General features: G+C 42.1%; 7 protein-coding genes, 1 tRNA gene and 6 rRNA genes. 12 read left to right on the top strand and 2 right to left on the bottom strand.

Going from position 1 to position 17,484, the window contains the following annotated elements; all coding sequences use genetic code 11:
- The first annotated feature begins 52 nt into the window (after nt 1–52).
- The 7 genes from P7F85_RS11110 to rrf (P7F85_RS11080) all read left to right on the top strand — a co-directional run bounded on the left by P7F85_RS11110 (nt 53) and on the right by rrf (P7F85_RS11080) (nt 10,317).
- Nucleotides 53–1,605 (top strand): 16S ribosomal RNA (locus P7F85_RS11110).
- 379 nt (nt 1,606–1,984) lie between these two features.
- Nucleotides 1,985–4,906 (top strand): 23S ribosomal RNA (locus P7F85_RS11105).
- 70 nt (nt 4,907–4,976) lie between these two features.
- Nucleotides 4,977–5,091: ribosomal RNA gene (gene rrf, locus P7F85_RS11100) — 5S ribosomal RNA — on the top strand.
- Between the two features lie 228 nt (nt 5,092–5,319).
- Nucleotides 5,320–6,872: ribosomal RNA gene (locus P7F85_RS11095) — 16S ribosomal RNA — on the top strand.
- Nucleotides 6,873–6,967: 95 nt separating this feature from the next.
- A tRNA-Ile gene (locus tag P7F85_RS11090) sits at nt 6,968–7,044 on the top strand.
- Between the two features lie 166 nt (nt 7,045–7,210).
- Nucleotides 7,211–10,132: ribosomal RNA gene (locus P7F85_RS11085) — 23S ribosomal RNA — on the top strand.
- A gap of 70 nt (nt 10,133–10,202) precedes the next feature.
- Nucleotides 10,203–10,317, top strand: a 5S ribosomal RNA gene (gene rrf / locus P7F85_RS11080).
- The 16S, 23S and 5S rRNA genes sit together here with 1 tRNA gene alongside, the layout of an rRNA operon.
- A 761-nt stretch (nt 10,318–11,078) precedes the next feature.
- On the opposite strand, the gene pdxR is transcribed toward rrf (P7F85_RS11080), so the two are convergent.
- A complete protein-coding gene (gene pdxR, locus P7F85_RS11075; RefSeq protein WP_002465559.1) occupies nt 11,079–12,464 on the bottom strand; it encodes a MocR-like pyridoxine biosynthesis transcription factor PdxR in 1,386 nt (461 codons plus the stop codon).
- A gap of 96 nt (nt 12,465–12,560) precedes the next feature.
- Between pdxR and pdxS the strand changes: the two genes are divergently transcribed.
- Complete coding sequence (gene pdxS / locus P7F85_RS11070) at nt 12,561–13,448, top strand: pyridoxal 5'-phosphate synthase lyase subunit PdxS (RefSeq protein WP_002451194.1); 888 nt, start codon at nt 12,561–12,563, stop codon at nt 13,446–13,448.
- Between the two features lie 3 nt (nt 13,449–13,451).
- Nucleotides 13,452–14,009: a pyridoxal 5'-phosphate synthase glutaminase subunit PdxT gene (gene pdxT / locus P7F85_RS11065; RefSeq protein ID WP_046464277.1), complete on the top strand. Its 558-nt coding sequence runs from the start codon at nt 13,452–13,454 to the stop codon at nt 14,007–14,009.
- A gap of 56 nt (nt 14,010–14,065) precedes the next feature.
- Here pdxT and P7F85_RS11060 read toward each other — a convergent pair whose 3' ends face one another.
- Nucleotides 14,066–15,280 carry a NupC/NupG family nucleoside CNT transporter gene (locus P7F85_RS11060; RefSeq protein ID WP_002465580.1) on the bottom strand — a complete coding sequence of 405 codons (1,215 nt, stop codon included), beginning with the start codon at nt 15,278–15,280 and terminating at the stop codon, nt 14,066–14,068.
- 155 nt (nt 15,281–15,435) lie between these two features.
- On the opposite strand from P7F85_RS11060, the gene P7F85_RS11055 reads away from it, so the two are divergent.
- From P7F85_RS11055 to P7F85_RS11045, 3 genes are read left to right on the top strand one after another with little or no spacing between them, the layout of a single operon-like run.
- The gene (locus P7F85_RS11055) at nt 15,436–15,897 is read left to right on the top strand and encodes a CtsR family transcriptional regulator (protein ID WP_002451197.1); all 462 of its coding nucleotides are present in this window, start codon (nt 15,436–15,438) and stop codon (nt 15,895–15,897) included.
- Nucleotides 15,898–15,917: 20 nt separating this feature from the next.
- Nucleotides 15,918–16,475 (top strand): UvrB/UvrC motif-containing protein, encoded by a 558-nt coding sequence (locus P7F85_RS11050; protein WP_002465548.1) that lies wholly within the window; start codon nt 15,918–15,920, stop codon nt 16,473–16,475.
- On the top strand, nt 16,468–17,472 hold the full coding sequence (locus P7F85_RS11045) for a protein arginine kinase (RefSeq protein ID WP_002465569.1): 1,005 nt from the start codon (nt 16,468–16,470) through the stop codon (nt 17,470–17,472). The genes P7F85_RS11050 and P7F85_RS11045 overlap by 8 nt, the downstream gene beginning before the upstream one ends.
- Nucleotides 17,473–17,484: the final 12 nt, after the last annotated feature.

Genomic DNA, 17,484 nt, shown 5'->3' with positions numbered 1-17,484 from the left:
GAAAGTTACAACAATTAATTTAGTTTTATGAGCTAATCAAACATCATAATTTTTTATGGAGAGTTTGATCCTGGCTCAGGATGAACGCTGGCGGCGTGCCTAATACATGCAAGTCGAGCGAACAGATAAGGAGCTTGCTCCTTTGACGTTAGCGGCGGACGGGTGAGTAACACGTGGATAACCTACCTATAAGACTGGGATAACTTCGGGAAACCGGAGCTAATACCGGATAACATATTGAACCGCATGGTTCAATAGTGAAAGGCGGCTTTGCTGTCACTTATAGATGGATCCGCGCCGTATTAGCTAGTTGGTAAGGTAACGGCTTACCAAGGCAACGATACGTAGCCGACCTGAGAGGGTGATCGGCCACACTGGAACTGAGACACGGTCCAGACTCCTACGGGAGGCAGCAGTAGGGAATCTTCCGCAATGGGCGAAAGCCTGACGGAGCAACGCCGCGTGAGTGATGAAGGTCTTCGGATCGTAAAACTCTGTTATCAGGGAAGAACAAATGTGTAAGTAACTGTGCACATCTTGACGGTACCTGATCAGAAAGCCACGGCTAACTACGTGCCAGCAGCCGCGGTAATACGTAGGTGGCAAGCGTTATCCGGAATTATTGGGCGTAAAGCGCGCGTAGGCGGTTTTTTAAGTCTGATGTGAAAGCCCACGGCTCAACCGTGGAGGGTCATTGGAAACTGGAAAACTTGAGTGCAGAAGAGGAAAGTGGAATTCCATGTGTAGCGGTGAAATGCGCAGAGATATGGAGGAACACCAGTGGCGAAGGCGACTTTCTGGTCTGTAACTGACGCTGATGTGCGAAAGCGTGGGGATCAAACAGGATTAGATACCCTGGTAGTCCACGCCGTAAACGATGAGTGCTAAGTGTTAGGGGGTTTCCGCCCCTTAGTGCTGCAGCTAACGCATTAAGCACTCCGCCTGGGGAGTACGACCGCAAGGTTGAAACTCAAAGGAATTGACGGGGACCCGCACAAGCGGTGGAGCATGTGGTTTAATTCGAAGCAACGCGAAGAACCTTACCAAATCTTGACATCCTTTGACCGCTCTAGAGATAGAGTCTTCCCCTTCGGGGGACAAAGTGACAGGTGGTGCATGGTTGTCGTCAGCTCGTGTCGTGAGATGTTGGGTTAAGTCCCGCAACGAGCGCAACCCTTAAGCTTAGTTGCCATCATTAAGTTGGGCACTCTAAGTTGACTGCCGGTGACAAACCGGAGGAAGGTGGGGATGACGTCAAATCATCATGCCCCTTATGATTTGGGCTACACACGTGCTACAATGGACAATACAAAGGGCAGCTAAACCGCGAGGTCAAGCAAATCCCATAAAGTTGTTCTCAGTTCGGATTGTAGTCTGCAACTCGACTACATGAAGCTGGAATCGCTAGTAATCGTAGATCAGCATGCTACGGTGAATACGTTCCCGGGTCTTGTACACACCGCCCGTCACACCACGAGAGTTTGTAACACCCGAAGCCGGTGGAGTAACCATTTATGGAGCTAGCCGTCGAAGGTGGGACAAATGATTGGGGTGAAGTCGTAACAAGGTAGCCGTATCGGAAGGTGCGGCTGGATCACCTCCTTTCTAAGGATATATTCGGAACATCTTCGTAGAAGATGAGGAATAACATTGACATATTGTATTCAGTTTTGAATGTTTATATAACATTCAACATATCTTCTTTTTCAAAGAAAGCGATTCGTAGACAATGCGTTGAGTTACTTTAAAGCGAAGTTTACTAGAGTAAATGAGTATTTAAAGTAATGATAACAAAACAGTATGCAAACGCTTGACTGGAAATAGAACTTGTACATTGAAAACTAGATAAGTAAGTAAAATAGATTTTACCAAGCAAAACCGAGTGAATTAGAGTTTTAAAGCTTGAATTCATAAGAAATAATCGCTAGTGTTCGAAAGAACACTCACAAGATTAATAACGCGTTTCCTGTAGGATGGAAACATAGATTAAGTTATTAAGGGCGCACGGTGGATGCCTTGGCACTAGAAGCCGATGAAGGACGTTACTAACGACGATATGCTTTGGGGAGCTGTAAGTAAGCGTTGATCCAGAGATTTCCGAATGGGGAAACCCAGCATGAGTTATGTCATGTTATCGATATGTGAATACATAGCATATCAGAAGGCAGACCCGGAGAACTGAAACATCTTAGTACCCGGAGGAAGAGAAAGAAAAATCGATTCCCTGAGTAGCGGCGAGCGAAACGGGAAGAGCCCAAACCAACAAGCTTGCTTGTTGGGGTTGTAGGACACTCTATACGGAGTTACAAAAGTATATATTAGACGAATCATCTGGAAAGTTGAATCAAAGAAGGTAATAATCCTGTAGTCGAAAATATATACTCTCTTGAGTGGATCCTGAGTACGACGGAGCACGTGAAATTCCGTCGGAATCTGGGAGGACCATCTCCTAAGGCTAAATACTCTCTAGTGACCGATAGTGAACCAGTACCGTGAGGGAAAGGTGAAAAGTACCCCGGAAGGGGAGTGAAAGAGAACTTGAAACCGTGTGCTTACAAGTAGTCAGAGCCCGTTAATGGGTGATGGCGTGCCTTTTGTAGAATGAACCGGCGAGTTACGATTTGATGCAAGGTTAAGCAGCTAATGTGGAGCCGTAGCGAAAGCGAGTCTGAATAGGGCGTTTAGTATTTGGTCGTAGACCCGAAACCAGGTGATCTACCCTTGGTCAGGTTGAAGTTCAGGTAACACTGAATGGAGGACCGAACCGACTTACGTTGAAAAGTGAGCGGATGAACTGAGGGTAGCGGAGAAATTCCAATCGAACTTGGAGATAGCTGGTTCTCTCCGAAATAGCTTTAGGGCTAGCCTCAAGTGATGATTATTGGAGGTAGAGCACTGTTTGGACGAGGGGCCCTTCTCGGGTTACCGAATTCAGACAAACTCCGAATGCCAATTAATTTAACTTGGGAGTCAGAACATGGGTGATAAGGTCCGTGTTCGAAAGGGAAACAGCCCAGACCACCAGCTAAGGTCCCAAAATATATGTTAAGTGGAAAAGGATGTGGCGTTGCCCAGACAACTAGGATGTTGGCTTAGAAGCAGCCATCATTTAAAGAGTGCGTAATAGCTCACTAGTCGAGTGACACTGCGCCGAAAATGTACCGGGGCTAAACATATTACCGAAGCTGTGGATTGTCCGTAGGACAATGGTAGGAGAGCGTTCTAAGGGCGTCGAAGCATGATCGCAAGGACATGTGGAGCGCTTAGAAGTGAGAATGCCGGTGTGAGTAGCGAAAGACGGGTGAGAATCCCGTCCACCGATTGACTAAGGTTTCCAGAGGAAGGCTCGTCCGCTCTGGGTTAGTCGGGTCCTAAGCTGAGGCCGACAGGCGTAGGCGATGGATAACAGGTTGATATTCCTGTACCACCTAGTATCGTTTTAATCGATGGGGGGACGCAGTAGGATAGGCGAAGCGTGCTATTGGATTGCACGTCCAAGCAGTAAGACTGAGTGTTAGGCAAATCCGGCACTCATAAGGTCAAGCTGTGATGGGGAGAGGAAATTGTTTCCTCGAGTCGTTGATTTCACACTGCCAAGAAAAGCCTCTAGATAGATAACAGGTGCCCGTACCGCAAACCGACACAGGTAGTCAAGATGAGAATTCTAAGGTGAGCGAGCGAACTCTCGTTAAGGAACTCGGCAAAATGACCCCGTAACTTCGGGAGAAGGGGTGCTCTTTAGGGTTAACGCCCAGAAGAGCCGCAGTGAATAGGCCCAAGCGACTGTTTATCAAAAACACAGGTCTCTGCTAAACCGTAAGGTGATGTATAGGGGCTGACGCCTGCCCGGTGCTGGAAGGTTAAGAGGAGTAGTTAGCTTCTGCGAAGCTACGAATCGAAGCCCCAGTAAACGGCGGCCGTAACTATAACGGTCCTAAGGTAGCGAAATTCCTTGTCGGGTAAGTTCCGACCCGCACGAAAGGCGTAACGATTTGGGCACTGTCTCAACGAGAGACTCGGTGAAATCATAGTACCTGTGAAGATGCAGGTTACCCGCGACAGGACGGAAAGACCCCGTGGAGCTTTACTGTAGCCTGATATTGAAATTCGGCACAGCTTGTACAGGATAGGTAGGAGCCTTTGAAACGTGAGCGCTAGCTTACGTGGAGGCATTGGTGGGATACTACCCTAGCTGTGTTGGCTTTCTAACCCGCACCACTTATCGTGGTGGGAGACAGTGTCAGGTGGGCAGTTTGACTGGGGCGGTCGCCTCCTAAAAGGTAACGGAGGCGCTCAAAGGTTCCCTCAGAATGGTTGGAAATCATTCATAGAGTGTAAAGGCATAAGGGAGCTTGACTGCGAGACTTACAAGTCGAGCAGGGTCGAAAGACGGACTTAGTGATCCGGTGGTTCCGCATGGAAGGGCCATCGCTCAACGGATAAAAGCTACCCCGGGGATAACAGGCTTATCTCCCCCAAGAGTTCACATCGACGGGGAGGTTTGGCACCTCGATGTCGGCTCATCGCATCCTGGGGCTGTAGTCGGTCCCAAGGGTTGGGCTGTTCGCCCATTAAAGCGGTACGCGAGCTGGGTTCAGAACGTCGTGAGACAGTTCGGTCCCTATCCGTCGTGGGCGTAGGAAATTTGAGAGGAGCTGTCCTTAGTACGAGAGGACCGGGATGGACATACCTCTGGTGTACCAGTTGTCGTGCCAACGGCATAGCTGGGTAGCTATGTATGGACGGGATAAGTGCTGAAAGCATCTAAGCATGAAGCCCCCCTCAAGATGAGATTTCCCAACTTCGGTTATAAGATCCCTCAAAGATGATGAGGTTAATAGGTTCGAGGTGGAAGCGTGGTGACACGTGGAGCTGACGAATACTAATCGATCGAAGACTTAATCAAAATTTATGTTTTGCGAAGCAAAATCATTTTACTTACTATCTAGTTTTGAATGTATAATACATTCCATTTGTCTGGTGACAATGGCAAGGAGGTCACACCTGTTCCCATGCCGAACACAGAAGTTAAGCTCCTTAGCGCCGATGGTAGTCGGACTAACGTTCCGCTAGAGTAGGACGTTGCCAGGCAATACCTATATTTGGCCGTGAGGTCATTTTTTTGTGAGGTATATACGATTAAAAATTATTTATAAAAAGTTATTGACTTTCGAGTTGATAAGGCGTATAATTAATTCTTGTCGGTAAAAGAAATGAACATTGAAAACTGAATGACAATATGTCAACGTTAATTCCAATAATGTAACGAAAGTTACAACAATTAATTTAGTTTTATGAGCTAATCAAACATCATAATTTTTTATGGAGAGTTTGATCCTGGCTCAGGATGAACGCTGGCGGCGTGCCTAATACATGCAAGTCGAGCGAACAGATAAGGAGCTTGCTCCTTTGACGTTAGCGGCGGACGGGTGAGTAACACGTGGATAACCTACCTATAAGACTGGGATAACTTCGGGAAACCGGAGCTAATACCGGATAACATATTGAACCGCATGGTTCAATAGTGAAAGGCGGCTTTGCTGTCACTTATAGATGGATCCGCGCCGTATTAGCTAGTTGGTAAGGTAACGGCTTACCAAGGCAACGATACGTAGCCGACCTGAGAGGGTGATCGGCCACACTGGAACTGAGACACGGTCCAGACTCCTACGGGAGGCAGCAGTAGGGAATCTTCCGCAATGGGCGAAAGCCTGACGGAGCAACGCCGCGTGAGTGATGAAGGTCTTCGGATCGTAAAACTCTGTTATCAGGGAAGAACAAATGTGTAAGTAACTGTGCACATCTTGACGGTACCTGATCAGAAAGCCACGGCTAACTACGTGCCAGCAGCCGCGGTAATACGTAGGTGGCAAGCGTTATCCGGAATTATTGGGCGTAAAGCGCGCGTAGGCGGTTTTTTAAGTCTGATGTGAAAGCCCACGGCTCAACCGTGGAGGGTCATTGGAAACTGGAAAACTTGAGTGCAGAAGAGGAAAGTGGAATTCCATGTGTAGCGGTGAAATGCGCAGAGATATGGAGGAACACCAGTGGCGAAGGCGACTTTCTGGTCTGTAACTGACGCTGATGTGCGAAAGCGTGGGGATCAAACAGGATTAGATACCCTGGTAGTCCACGCCGTAAACGATGAGTGCTAAGTGTTAGGGGGTTTCCGCCCCTTAGTGCTGCAGCTAACGCATTAAGCACTCCGCCTGGGGAGTACGACCGCAAGGTTGAAACTCAAAGGAATTGACGGGGACCCGCACAAGCGGTGGAGCATGTGGTTTAATTCGAAGCAACGCGAAGAACCTTACCAAATCTTGACATCCTTTGACCGCTCTAGAGATAGAGTCTTCCCCTTCGGGGGACAAAGTGACAGGTGGTGCATGGTTGTCGTCAGCTCGTGTCGTGAGATGTTGGGTTAAGTCCCGCAACGAGCGCAACCCTTAAGCTTAGTTGCCATCATTAAGTTGGGCACTCTAAGTTGACTGCCGGTGACAAACCGGAGGAAGGTGGGGATGACGTCAAATCATCATGCCCCTTATGATTTGGGCTACACACGTGCTACAATGGACAATACAAAGGGCAGCTAAACCGCGAGGTCAAGCAAATCCCATAAAGTTGTTCTCAGTTCGGATTGTAGTCTGCAACTCGACTACATGAAGCTGGAATCGCTAGTAATCGTAGATCAGCATGCTACGGTGAATACGTTCCCGGGTCTTGTACACACCGCCCGTCACACCACGAGAGTTTGTAACACCCGAAGCCGGTGGAGTAACCATTTATGGAGCTAGCCGTCGAAGGTGGGACAAATGATTGGGGTGAAGTCGTAACAAGGTAGCCGTATCGGAAGGTGCGGCTGGATCACCTCCTTTCTAAGGATATATTCGGAACATCTTCGTAGAAGATGAAGGAATAACATTGACATATTGTATTCAGTTTTGAATGTTTATATAACATTCAACGTGATGGGCCTATAGCTCAGCTGGTTAGAGCGCACGCCTGATAAGCGTGAGGTCGGTGGTTCGAGTCCACTTAGGCCCACCATTCATTTATTTGTACATTGAAAACTAGATAAGTAAGTAAAATAGATTTTACCAAGCAAAACCGAGTGAATTAGAGTTTTAAAGCTTGAATTCATAAGAAATAATCGCTAGTGTTCGAAAGAACACTCACAAGATTAATAACGCGTTTCCTGTAGGATGGAAACATAGATTAAGTTATTAAGGGCGCACGGTGGATGCCTTGGCACTAGAAGCCGATGAAGGACGTTACTAACGACGATATGCTTTGGGGAGCTGTAAGTAAGCGTTGATCCAGAGATTTCCGAATGGGGAAACCCAGCATGAGTTATGTCATGTTATCGATATGTGAATACATAGCATATCAGAAGGCAGACCCGGAGAACTGAAACATCTTAGTACCCGGAGGAAGAGAAAGAAAAATCGATTCCCTGAGTAGCGGCGAGCGAAACGGGAAGAGCCCAAACCAACAAGCTTGCTTGTTGGGGTTGTAGGACACTCTATACGGAGTTACAAAAGTATATATTAGACGAATCATCTGGAAAGTTGAATCAAAGAAGGTAATAATCCTGTAGTCGAAAATATATACTCTCTTGAGTGGATCCTGAGTACGACGGAGCACGTGAAATTCCGTCGGAATCTGGGAGGACCATCTCCTAAGGCTAAATACTCTCTAGTGACCGATAGTGAACCAGTACCGTGAGGGAAAGGTGAAAAGTACCCCGGAAGGGGAGTGAAAGAGAACTTGAAACCGTGTGCTTACAAGTAGTCAGAGCCCGTTAATGGGTGATGGCGTGCCTTTTGTAGAATGAACCGGCGAGTTACGATTTGATGCAAGGTTAAGCAGCTAATGTGGAGCCGTAGCGAAAGCGAGTCTGAATAGGGCGTTTAGTATTTGGTCGTAGACCCGAAACCAGGTGATCTACCCTTGGTCAGGTTGAAGTTCAGGTAACACTGAATGGAGGACCGAACCGACTTACGTTGAAAAGTGAGCGGATGAACTGAGGGTAGCGGAGAAATTCCAATCGAACTTGGAGATAGCTGGTTCTCTCCGAAATAGCTTTAGGGCTAGCCTCAAGTGATGATTATTGGAGGTAGAGCACTGTTTGGACGAGGGGCCCTTCTCGGGTTACCGAATTCAGACAAACTCCGAATGCCAATTAATTTAACTTGGGAGTCAGAACATGGGTGATAAGGTCCGTGTTCGAAAGGGAAACAGCCCAGACCACCAGCTAAGGTCCCAAAATATATGTTAAGTGGAAAAGGATGTGGCGTTGCCCAGACAACTAGGATGTTGGCTTAGAAGCAGCCATCATTTAAAGAGTGCGTAATAGCTCACTAGTCGAGTGACACTGCGCCGAAAATGTACCGGGGCTAAACATATTACCGAAGCTGTGGATTGTCCGTAGGACAATGGTAGGAGAGCGTTCTAAGGGCGTCGAAGCATGATCGCAAGGACATGTGGAGCGCTTAGAAGTGAGAATGCCGGTGTGAGTAGCGAAAGACGGGTGAGAATCCCGTCCACCGATTGACTAAGGTTTCCAGAGGAAGGCTCGTCCGCTCTGGGTTAGTCGGGTCCTAAGCTGAGGCCGACAGGCGTAGGCGATGGATAACAGGTTGATATTCCTGTACCACCTAGTATCGTTTTAATCGATGGGGGGACGCAGTAGGATAGGCGAAGCGTGCTATTGGATTGCACGTCCAAGCAGTAAGACTGAGTGTTAGGCAAATCCGGCACTCATAAGGTCAAGCTGTGATGGGGAGAGGAAATTGTTTCCTCGAGTCGTTGATTTCACACTGCCAAGAAAAGCCTCTAGATAGATAACAGGTGCCCGTACCGCAAACCGACACAGGTAGTCAAGATGAGAATTCTAAGGTGAGCGAGCGAACTCTCGTTAAGGAACTCGGCAAAATGACCCCGTAACTTCGGGAGAAGGGGTGCTCTTTAGGGTTAACGCCCAGAAGAGCCGCAGTGAATAGGCCCAAGCGACTGTTTATCAAAAACACAGGTCTCTGCTAAACCGTAAGGTGATGTATAGGGGCTGACGCCTGCCCGGTGCTGGAAGGTTAAGAGGAGTAGTTAGCTTCTGCGAAGCTACGAATCGAAGCCCCAGTAAACGGCGGCCGTAACTATAACGGTCCTAAGGTAGCGAAATTCCTTGTCGGGTAAGTTCCGACCCGCACGAAAGGCGTAACGATTTGGGCACTGTCTCAACGAGAGACTCGGTGAAATCATAGTACCTGTGAAGATGCAGGTTACCCGCGACAGGACGGAAAGACCCCGTGGAGCTTTACTGTAGCCTGATATTGAAATTCGGCACAGCTTGTACAGGATAGGTAGGAGCCTTTGAAACGTGAGCGCTAGCTTACGTGGAGGCATTGGTGGGATACTACCCTAGCTGTGTTGGCTTTCTAACCCGCACCACTTATCGTGGTGGGAGACAGTGTCAGGTGGGCAGTTTGACTGGGGCGGTCGCCTCCTAAAAGGTAACGGAGGCGCTCAAAGGTTCCCTCAGAATGGTTGGAAATCATTCATAGAGTGTAAAGGCATAAGGGAGCTTGACTGCGAGACTTACAAGTCGAGCAGGGTCGAAAGACGGACTTAGTGATCCGGTGGTTCCGCATGGAAGGGCCATCGCTCAACGGATAAAAGCTACCCCGGGGATAACAGGCTTATCTCCCCCAAGAGTTCACATCGACGGGGAGGTTTGGCACCTCGATGTCGGCTCATCGCATCCTGGGGCTGTAGTCGGTCCCAAGGGTTGGGCTGTTCGCCCATTAAAGCGGTACGCGAGCTGGGTTCAGAACGTCGTGAGACAGTTCGGTCCCTATCCGTCGTGGGCGTAGGAAATTTGAGAGGAGCTGTCCTTAGTACGAGAGGACCGGGATGGACATACCTCTGGTGTACCAGTTGTCGTGCCAACGGCATAGCTGGGTAGCTATGTATGGACGGGATAAGTGCTGAAAGCATCTAAGCATGAAGCCCCCCTCAAGATGAGATTTCCCAACTTCGGTTATAAGATCCCTCAAAGATGATGAGGTTAATAGGTTCGAGGTGGAAGCGTGGTGACACGTGGAGCTGACGAATACTAATCGATCGAAGACTTAATCAAAATTTATGTTTTGCGAAGCAAAATCATTTTACTTACTATCTAGTTTTGAATGTATAATACATTCCATTTGTCTGGTGACAATGGCAAGGAGGTCACACCTGTTCCCATGCCGAACACAGAAGTTAAGCTCCTTAGCGCCGATGGTAGTCGGACTAACGTTCCGCTAGAGTAGGACGTTGCCAGGCAATCTAATTGAGACCGCAAGGTCTCTTTTTTTATGTTTAAAATAAGAAAGTCAACGCAGAGCAAATGCGTTTAGACGATGAATTGAAGAATGAGTGCAACGAGCTTAGTCGAGCTAAGTGAGTAAGTGAGTGATGAAAATGAAGAAGTATAAGCGTATTTCCCTCAAGTTGAAAAAGGTCCTTAGCGCCGAAGGTAGCAGACTAATGTTCTAAAGTAAAACAGTGATTGAAAATCACATGTTTTACTTACTTAATAGCATGAGCTATTAAGATCAATAGCCCATGCCAGGCAAATAATAGGATGCGATGAGCCGCATTGAGACCGCAAGGTCTCTTTTTTTTATGTTTAAAATAAGAAAGTCAACGCAGAGCAAATGCGTTTAGACGATGAATTGAAGAATGAGTGCAACGAGCTTAGTCGAGCTAAGTGAGTAAGTGAGAGATGAAAATGAAGAAGTATAAGCGTATTTCTCTCAAGTTGAAAAAGGTCCTTAGCGTCGAAGGTAGCAGACTAACGTTCTAAAGCAAAACAGTGATTGAAAATCACATGTTTTACTTACTTAATAGCATGAGCTATTAAGATCAATAGCCCATGCCAGGCAATCTAATTGAGACCGCAAGGTCTCTTTTTTTATGTTTAAAATAAGAAAGAGTCAGTTTATCCATTTATCTTTAATTATATTCCTCAAGTTAATTATGAATACAATAGACTAGCGTCAATTGCATAAGTAACACTAACTTTTTCAAAAGAAAAAGAAGTGTTACTTTATAATTAACGAATTGATGAGTGCTTCCGTATGAGAAGCTAATCGTTTTTTAGGAATACCACCGAAACCTATAATAAATTTTGGAGGATTCAAATTTGAGTTTTCTTCAAATTCATATGGATGTAATTTCAGTGAATGTTCTTTAGCGCGTTGTAAGCATTCTTCCATGTTTAATCCGTTTAAAACAGTTAGAGTAAAATGCATGCCCGTGAGTGCACCGTCAACTTTCAATTGATTTTCGTATGGTGACAAAGCATTTAAAATAAATTGCAATTTTTCTTTATAAATTTTTCTCATTTTATTTAAATGACGCTCAAAACTACCACTACTCATAAACTGTGCAATCATTCTTTGGATATGAACTGGAGCTGTATTGGCTTCTTTATAATGATAATGATGATATTGTTCTAACAATTTCGGTGGTAATACAATATATGCGATCCTACAACTTGGATAAATAGATTTTGAAAAGGTACTTAAATAAATGACTTTATCTTGGGAATCAAGACTCTGTAATGCAGGGATAGGTTTACCAAAATATCTAAATTCTGAATCATAGTCATCTTCGATAATGTATCTATTATCTTGTTGTTGAGCCCAATTGATGAGTTGAGTTCTTTTTTTTAGATTCATGACATGGCCAGTAGGAAACTGGTGTGAAGGTGTAATATAAATAATGTTATGTTCTGATGATAAAATAGGATGAGTTTGTATTCCATTTTTCTCGACTGGGACTTGTAAATAGTTGAATTTCTTTTTATCTAATACTTGTTTAATCGGAGGATAACTGGGTTTTTCTATAGCAAATGACGCATCTTCAAGTATATCAGTCAACATATTTAATAATTGCTCTGTTGAAGACCCTATTACGATTTGATCTGGATGAGATGTTACTCCTCTACTATTGAATAAGTAATGCGCAATTTGTTGTCTTAATTCAAATTCTCCTTGATTGTCTCCTCTTTGTAACAGATCAAACTGATTATCTTCAAATACATCTTTTGCATATTTTCTAAATAAATGTGTGGGAAAATATTCTGCATCGATTTCAGATAAGTTGAAAGAATAATTATAATTTGTTTTCTCTATCTCCGTATTGTCATTATTGATGTATGTAGTTGTGGGCAAAACATATTGTTTGGGAAGTACAGGTAATGATTCGATATCGGATACGTAATAACCTGATCGGGGTTTAGAGTAAATAAACCCTTCATCCAATAGCAATTGATAGGCATGCTCAATTGTTGTTTGGCTTAAAGATAAATGTTCACTTAATTGGCGTTTTGAAGGAAACCTGTCATTTGACTGATACTGACCTTCTATAATTTGCTTTTTTAATTTTTCGTATAAATCAATATAGAGTGATTGTGTCTCTCTCATTTATCTGACCCCCTTTATAATAAATAAATTGAACCTTTTTAAATATCAGTTTATCCTTTACAATAAATTTAATCAAGAAGTAAAGGGGTAGAATTTATGTCTAAAATAGTTGGATCTGAAAGAGTTAAACGAGGAATGGCTGAAATGCAAAAAGGCGGCGTTATTATGGATGTTGTCAATGCAGAACAAGCTAAAATTGCAGAAGAAGCTGGTGCTGTTGCAGTTATGGCATTAGAAAGAGTACCTTCTGACATCCGTGCAGCAGGTGGCGTTGCACGTAGTGCTAATCCTAAAATTGTTGAAGAGGTAATGAATGCTGTATCTATTCCAGTAATGGCTAAAGCACGAATTGGTCATATTACAGAAGCACGTGTATTAGAAGCAATGGGTGTGGATTATATTGATGAATCAGAAGTATTAACACCTGCTGATGAAGAATATCATTTACGCAAAGATCAATTCACTGTACCTTTTGTATGTGGTTGTCGTAATTTAGGTGAAGCTGCTCGTCGTATTGGCGAGGGTGCTGCTATGTTAAGAACTAAAGGTGAACCAGGAACAGGTAATATTGTCGAAGCAGTAAGACATATGAGAAGAGTTAATGCTGAAGTCAGTCGTTTGACTGTTATGAATGATGATGAAATTATGACATTTGCTAAAGATATTGGAGCACCATATGAAGTATTAAAACAAATCAAAGATAATGGTAGATTACCGGTTGTTAACTTTGCAGCAGGTGGCGTTGCAACACCTCAAGACGCTGCTTTAATGATGGAATTAGGTGCAGATGGCGTATTTGTTGGATCAGGTATTTTTAAATCTGAAGATCCAGAAAAATTCGCTAAAGCAATTGTTCAAGCTACAACACACTATCAAGATTATGAGCTAATTGGTAAATTAGCTGCAGAATTAGGAACAGCCATGAAAGGGTTAGATATTAATCAAATTTCATTAGAAGAACGTATGCAAGAGCGTGGTTGGTAATATATGAAAATAGGTGTATTAGCACTTCAAGGTGCAGTTCGTGAACATATTCGTCATATAGAATTAAGTGGCCATGAAGGTATCCCAATTAAAAAAGTAGAACAACTAGATGATATCGATGGTTTAATCTTACCTGGTGGCGAATCAACAACATTAAGAAGGTTAATGGATTTATATGGTTTTAAAGAAAAGTTACAGCAATCAGATTTACCTATGTTTGGTACTTGTGCAGGTTTAATCGTATTGGCTAGTGATGTTGAAGGTGAAGAAGGCTATTTAAATAAATTAGATATTACAGTTGAACGTAATTCGTTTGGTAGACAAGTCGATAGCTTTGAATCGGAATTAGATATCAAAGGCATAGCTAAGGATATAGAAGGTGTTTTTATTAGAGCACCTCAAATTGCGAAGGTAGCTGACAATGTTGAAATATTAAGTAAAGTTGGCGATAAAATCGTTGCAGTTAAACAAGGTGAATATTTAGGTGTATCATTTCATCCAGAATTAACAGATGGTTATCGTGTAACTGATTATTTTATAAACCATATGATTCAAAAATAAAAATAAGGCAATGTATGATTGAGTTTAAATGCTCTTTCATACATTGCCTTTGTTCATTAGATGAAGAATCCAGCAATTGCTGCTGAAATAAATGATACTAATGTCGCACCGAATAATAATTTTAATCCGAATCTTGCAACAACGTCACCTTTTTTATCATTTAATGATTTAATAGCACCAGAAATAATACCAATCGAGCTAAAGTTAGCAAATGATACTAAGAATACTGAAGTAACACCTTTAGCGTGTTCTGAAATGCCATTTAACTTACCTAATGCCTGCATTGCAACGAATTCATTTGATAATAATTTAGTTGCCATAACAGAACCTGATTGTACTGCGTCGTTCCATGGGACACCTGCTAAGAATGCAAATGGAGCAAATACAAATCCAATTAAAGTTTGGAAATCCCATTTGATTGCGCCATGTGAAAGTAAACTGAAAGTACCACTTACTAAGCCATTTAGTAACGCGATAATTGCGATGTATCCGATAAGCATCGCACCTACAATGACTGCCACTTTAAATCCATCTAGAATATACTCCCCAAGCATTTCAAAGAAAGATTGATTTTTCGTTTCACTTTCGGCTACTAATAATTTATCATCCTCTTCATTAACTTGATAAGGGTTAATGATTGAAGCGATGATGAAACCACCGAATAAGTTTAATACAACAGCTGTTACAACGTATTTCGGTTCAATTAATGTGAAATAAGCACCTATAATTGAAGCAGATACTGTAGACATTGCAGATGCTGTTAAAGTATACAAACGTTGTTTAGGTATATAAGGAAGTTGTTGTTTTAAAGAAATAAACACTTCAGATTGACCTAAAATTGCTGCTGCTACTGCATTGTATGATTCCAAACGTCCCATACCATTGATTTTTGAAATAAGGAAACCTAATACGTTAATTATAAATGGTAAAATTTTAGTGTATTGTAGAATCCCAATTAATGCTGAAATAAATACAATTGGTAATAAAACGTTAAAGAAAAATGGTGGATTTTTAGGATCTACATATTTAAAACCACCGAAAACGAAGTTAACGCCTTCTGCTGCTTTAGATAGCAAATAACCAAAACCATTAGCAATACCACCAATGACTGTAATACCAATGTTTGTTTTTAATAAAATGAAGGCGAAAATTAATTGAATAACTAATAATAGTCCAACATATTGCCAACGAATATTCTTTCTATCTGAACTAAATAAGTACGCGAGTGCTAAGAAGAAAATAATTCCAATAATCCCAATGAGAATGTGCATGTTTTTTCATTCCTTTAATTTATTCTATTGTCTATCATACAATAAAAAATAAGCGCTAACATCATAAATTTTAAAAATTTAAAATCAAATTAATTGAAAATGGTCAAAGTTGGTCATATAATATAGTCAAAGAAGGTCAAAAAGAGGTGATAATCATGCATAATATGTCCGACATCATAGAACAGTACATTAAACATTTATTTGAAGAAACCAATGAAGATGTGGTGGAAATTCAAAGAGCAAATATTGCTCAACGTTTTGACTGCGTCCCTTCTCAATTAAACTATGTGATTAAAACTAGATTTACAAATGAGCATGGTTACGAAATAGAAAGTAAACGTGGTGGTGGAGGATACATCCGAATCACGAAAATTGAAAACAAAGATGAAACAGGTTATATTAATCATTTACTTCAATTAATAGGTCCTTCAATATCTCAACAACAAGCACTTTATTTAATAGATGGCTTGTTAGATAAAGGACTTGTGAATGAAAGAGAAGCAAAAATGATTATTGCTGCCATTGATCGAGAAACGTTAAAAATGGATATTGTTTCTCGAGATATTATTAGAGCAAATATTCTTAAACGAATTTTACCTGTCATAAATTATTACTAGAGGAATTGAGGTGTTGCTTTTTGCTTTGTGAAAATTGCCATTTAAATGAAGCTGAAGTTAAATTAACTGTTAAAAGTAAAGATGGTATGCAAGAAAAATGGGTGTGTAGTACTTGTGCGCAAGGTGATAACCCATGGACACACCAAGAGCAATCATCCTATCATCATCAAGATGATATAGAAGAAGCATTTGTTGTAAAGCAAATATTACAACATTTAGCAACTAAACATGGTATTAATTTTCAAGAAATGGCATTTCAGGAAGAAAAAAGATGTCCAACTTGTCATATGACGTTAAAAGACATAGCACATGTAGGCAAATTTGGTTGTTCTAATTGCTATGCCACATTTAAGGATGACATCCTAGACATAGTAAGACGTGTGCAAGGCGGTCAATATGAACATGTAGGAAAGGTACCTCACTCTTCTTATCATAAGCTTGCACTTAAAAAGAAAATCGAAGAGAAAAAGCAATATTTACAACAATTAATAGATGAACAAGATTTCGAACAGGCAGCTATTGTTCGAGACGAAATCAAATCGCTAAGTGAAGAGAGCGAGGTGCAACATGATGAGTGACTTAGAACCTAACATTAGTGAGTGGATGAAAACGAATAAAGAAGCACCAGTGGTCATTTCTTCAAGAATTCGCCTAGCAAGAAATCTTGAAAATCATGTTCACCCACTCATGTTTCCGACAGAACAAGATGGATTTAGAGTAATAAATGAAGTACAAGATGCATTACCTAGCATGACTTTAAAAAGACTAGATATGATGGACCAACAAAATAAAATGAAATTGGTTGCTAAACATTTGGTAAGTCCAGAGTTGATCAAACAACCAGCATCGGCTGTTCTACTAAATGATGATGAATCTATTAGTGTCATGATTAATGAAGAAGATCATATTAGAATTCAAGCGCTTGGTACAGATTTATCATTAGAAAGATTGTATAAAGAAGCGTCAGCACTAGATGATGAAATCGACCAACAACTTGATATTAGCTATGATGAACATTTAGGGTACTTAACTACATGTCCTACTAATATCGGAACTGGTATGAGAGCAAGTGTGATGTTGCATTTGCCTGGTCTTTCTATAATGAAAAGAATGTCAGGTATAGCACAGACTATTAACCGATTTGGTTTTACCATTCGAGGAATATATGGTGAAGGGTCACAAGTTTATGGCCACATTTACCAGGTTTCAAACCAATTAACATTGGGGAAAACAGAAGAAGAAATCATAGAGAATTTAACAGAAGTAATCAATCAAATTATAAATGAAGAACTTCAAATCCGATCAAGATTAGATAAACATAAACATATAGAAACATTAGATAGAGTCTATCGTTCATTAGGAATATTGCAAAATAGCAGACTTATCTCTATGGAAGAGGCATCTTATCGATTGAGTGAAGTTAAATTAGGCATAGATTTAAATTATATCGAACTTGATAATTTTAAATTCAATGAATTGATGGTTGGTATTCAAACACCATTTTTATTTGATGAAGAAGATGAAACACCAGTCAATGAAAAGAGAGCGAATGTTTTAAGAGAACATATAAAATAGGAGGTAACAAAT

The organism is Staphylococcus sp. aM (assembly GCF_052975125.1).
This window is presented reverse-complemented; position numbering and strand designations above follow the sequence as displayed.

Excerpts from the sequence above, each read along its gene's own strand:
- pdxR (WP_002465559.1), bottom strand. The coding sequence starts at position 12,464 with ATGAGAGAGACACAATCACTCTATATTGATTTATACGAAAAATTAAAA.
- pdxS (WP_002451194.1), top strand. The coding sequence starts at position 12,561 with ATGTCTAAAATAGTTGGATCTGAAAGAGTTAAACGAGGAATGGCTGAA.
- pdxT (WP_046464277.1), top strand. The coding sequence starts at position 13,452 with ATGAAAATAGGTGTATTAGCACTTCAAGGTGCAGTTCGTGAACATATT.
- P7F85_RS11060 (WP_002465580.1), bottom strand. The coding sequence starts at position 15,280 with ATGCACATTCTCATTGGGATTATTGGAATTATTTTCTTCTTAGCACTC.
- P7F85_RS11055 (WP_002451197.1), top strand. The coding sequence starts at position 15,436 with ATGCATAATATGTCCGACATCATAGAACAGTACATTAAACATTTATTT.
- P7F85_RS11045 (WP_002465569.1), top strand. The coding sequence starts at position 16,468 with ATGAGTGACTTAGAACCTAACATTAGTGAGTGGATGAAAACGAATAAA.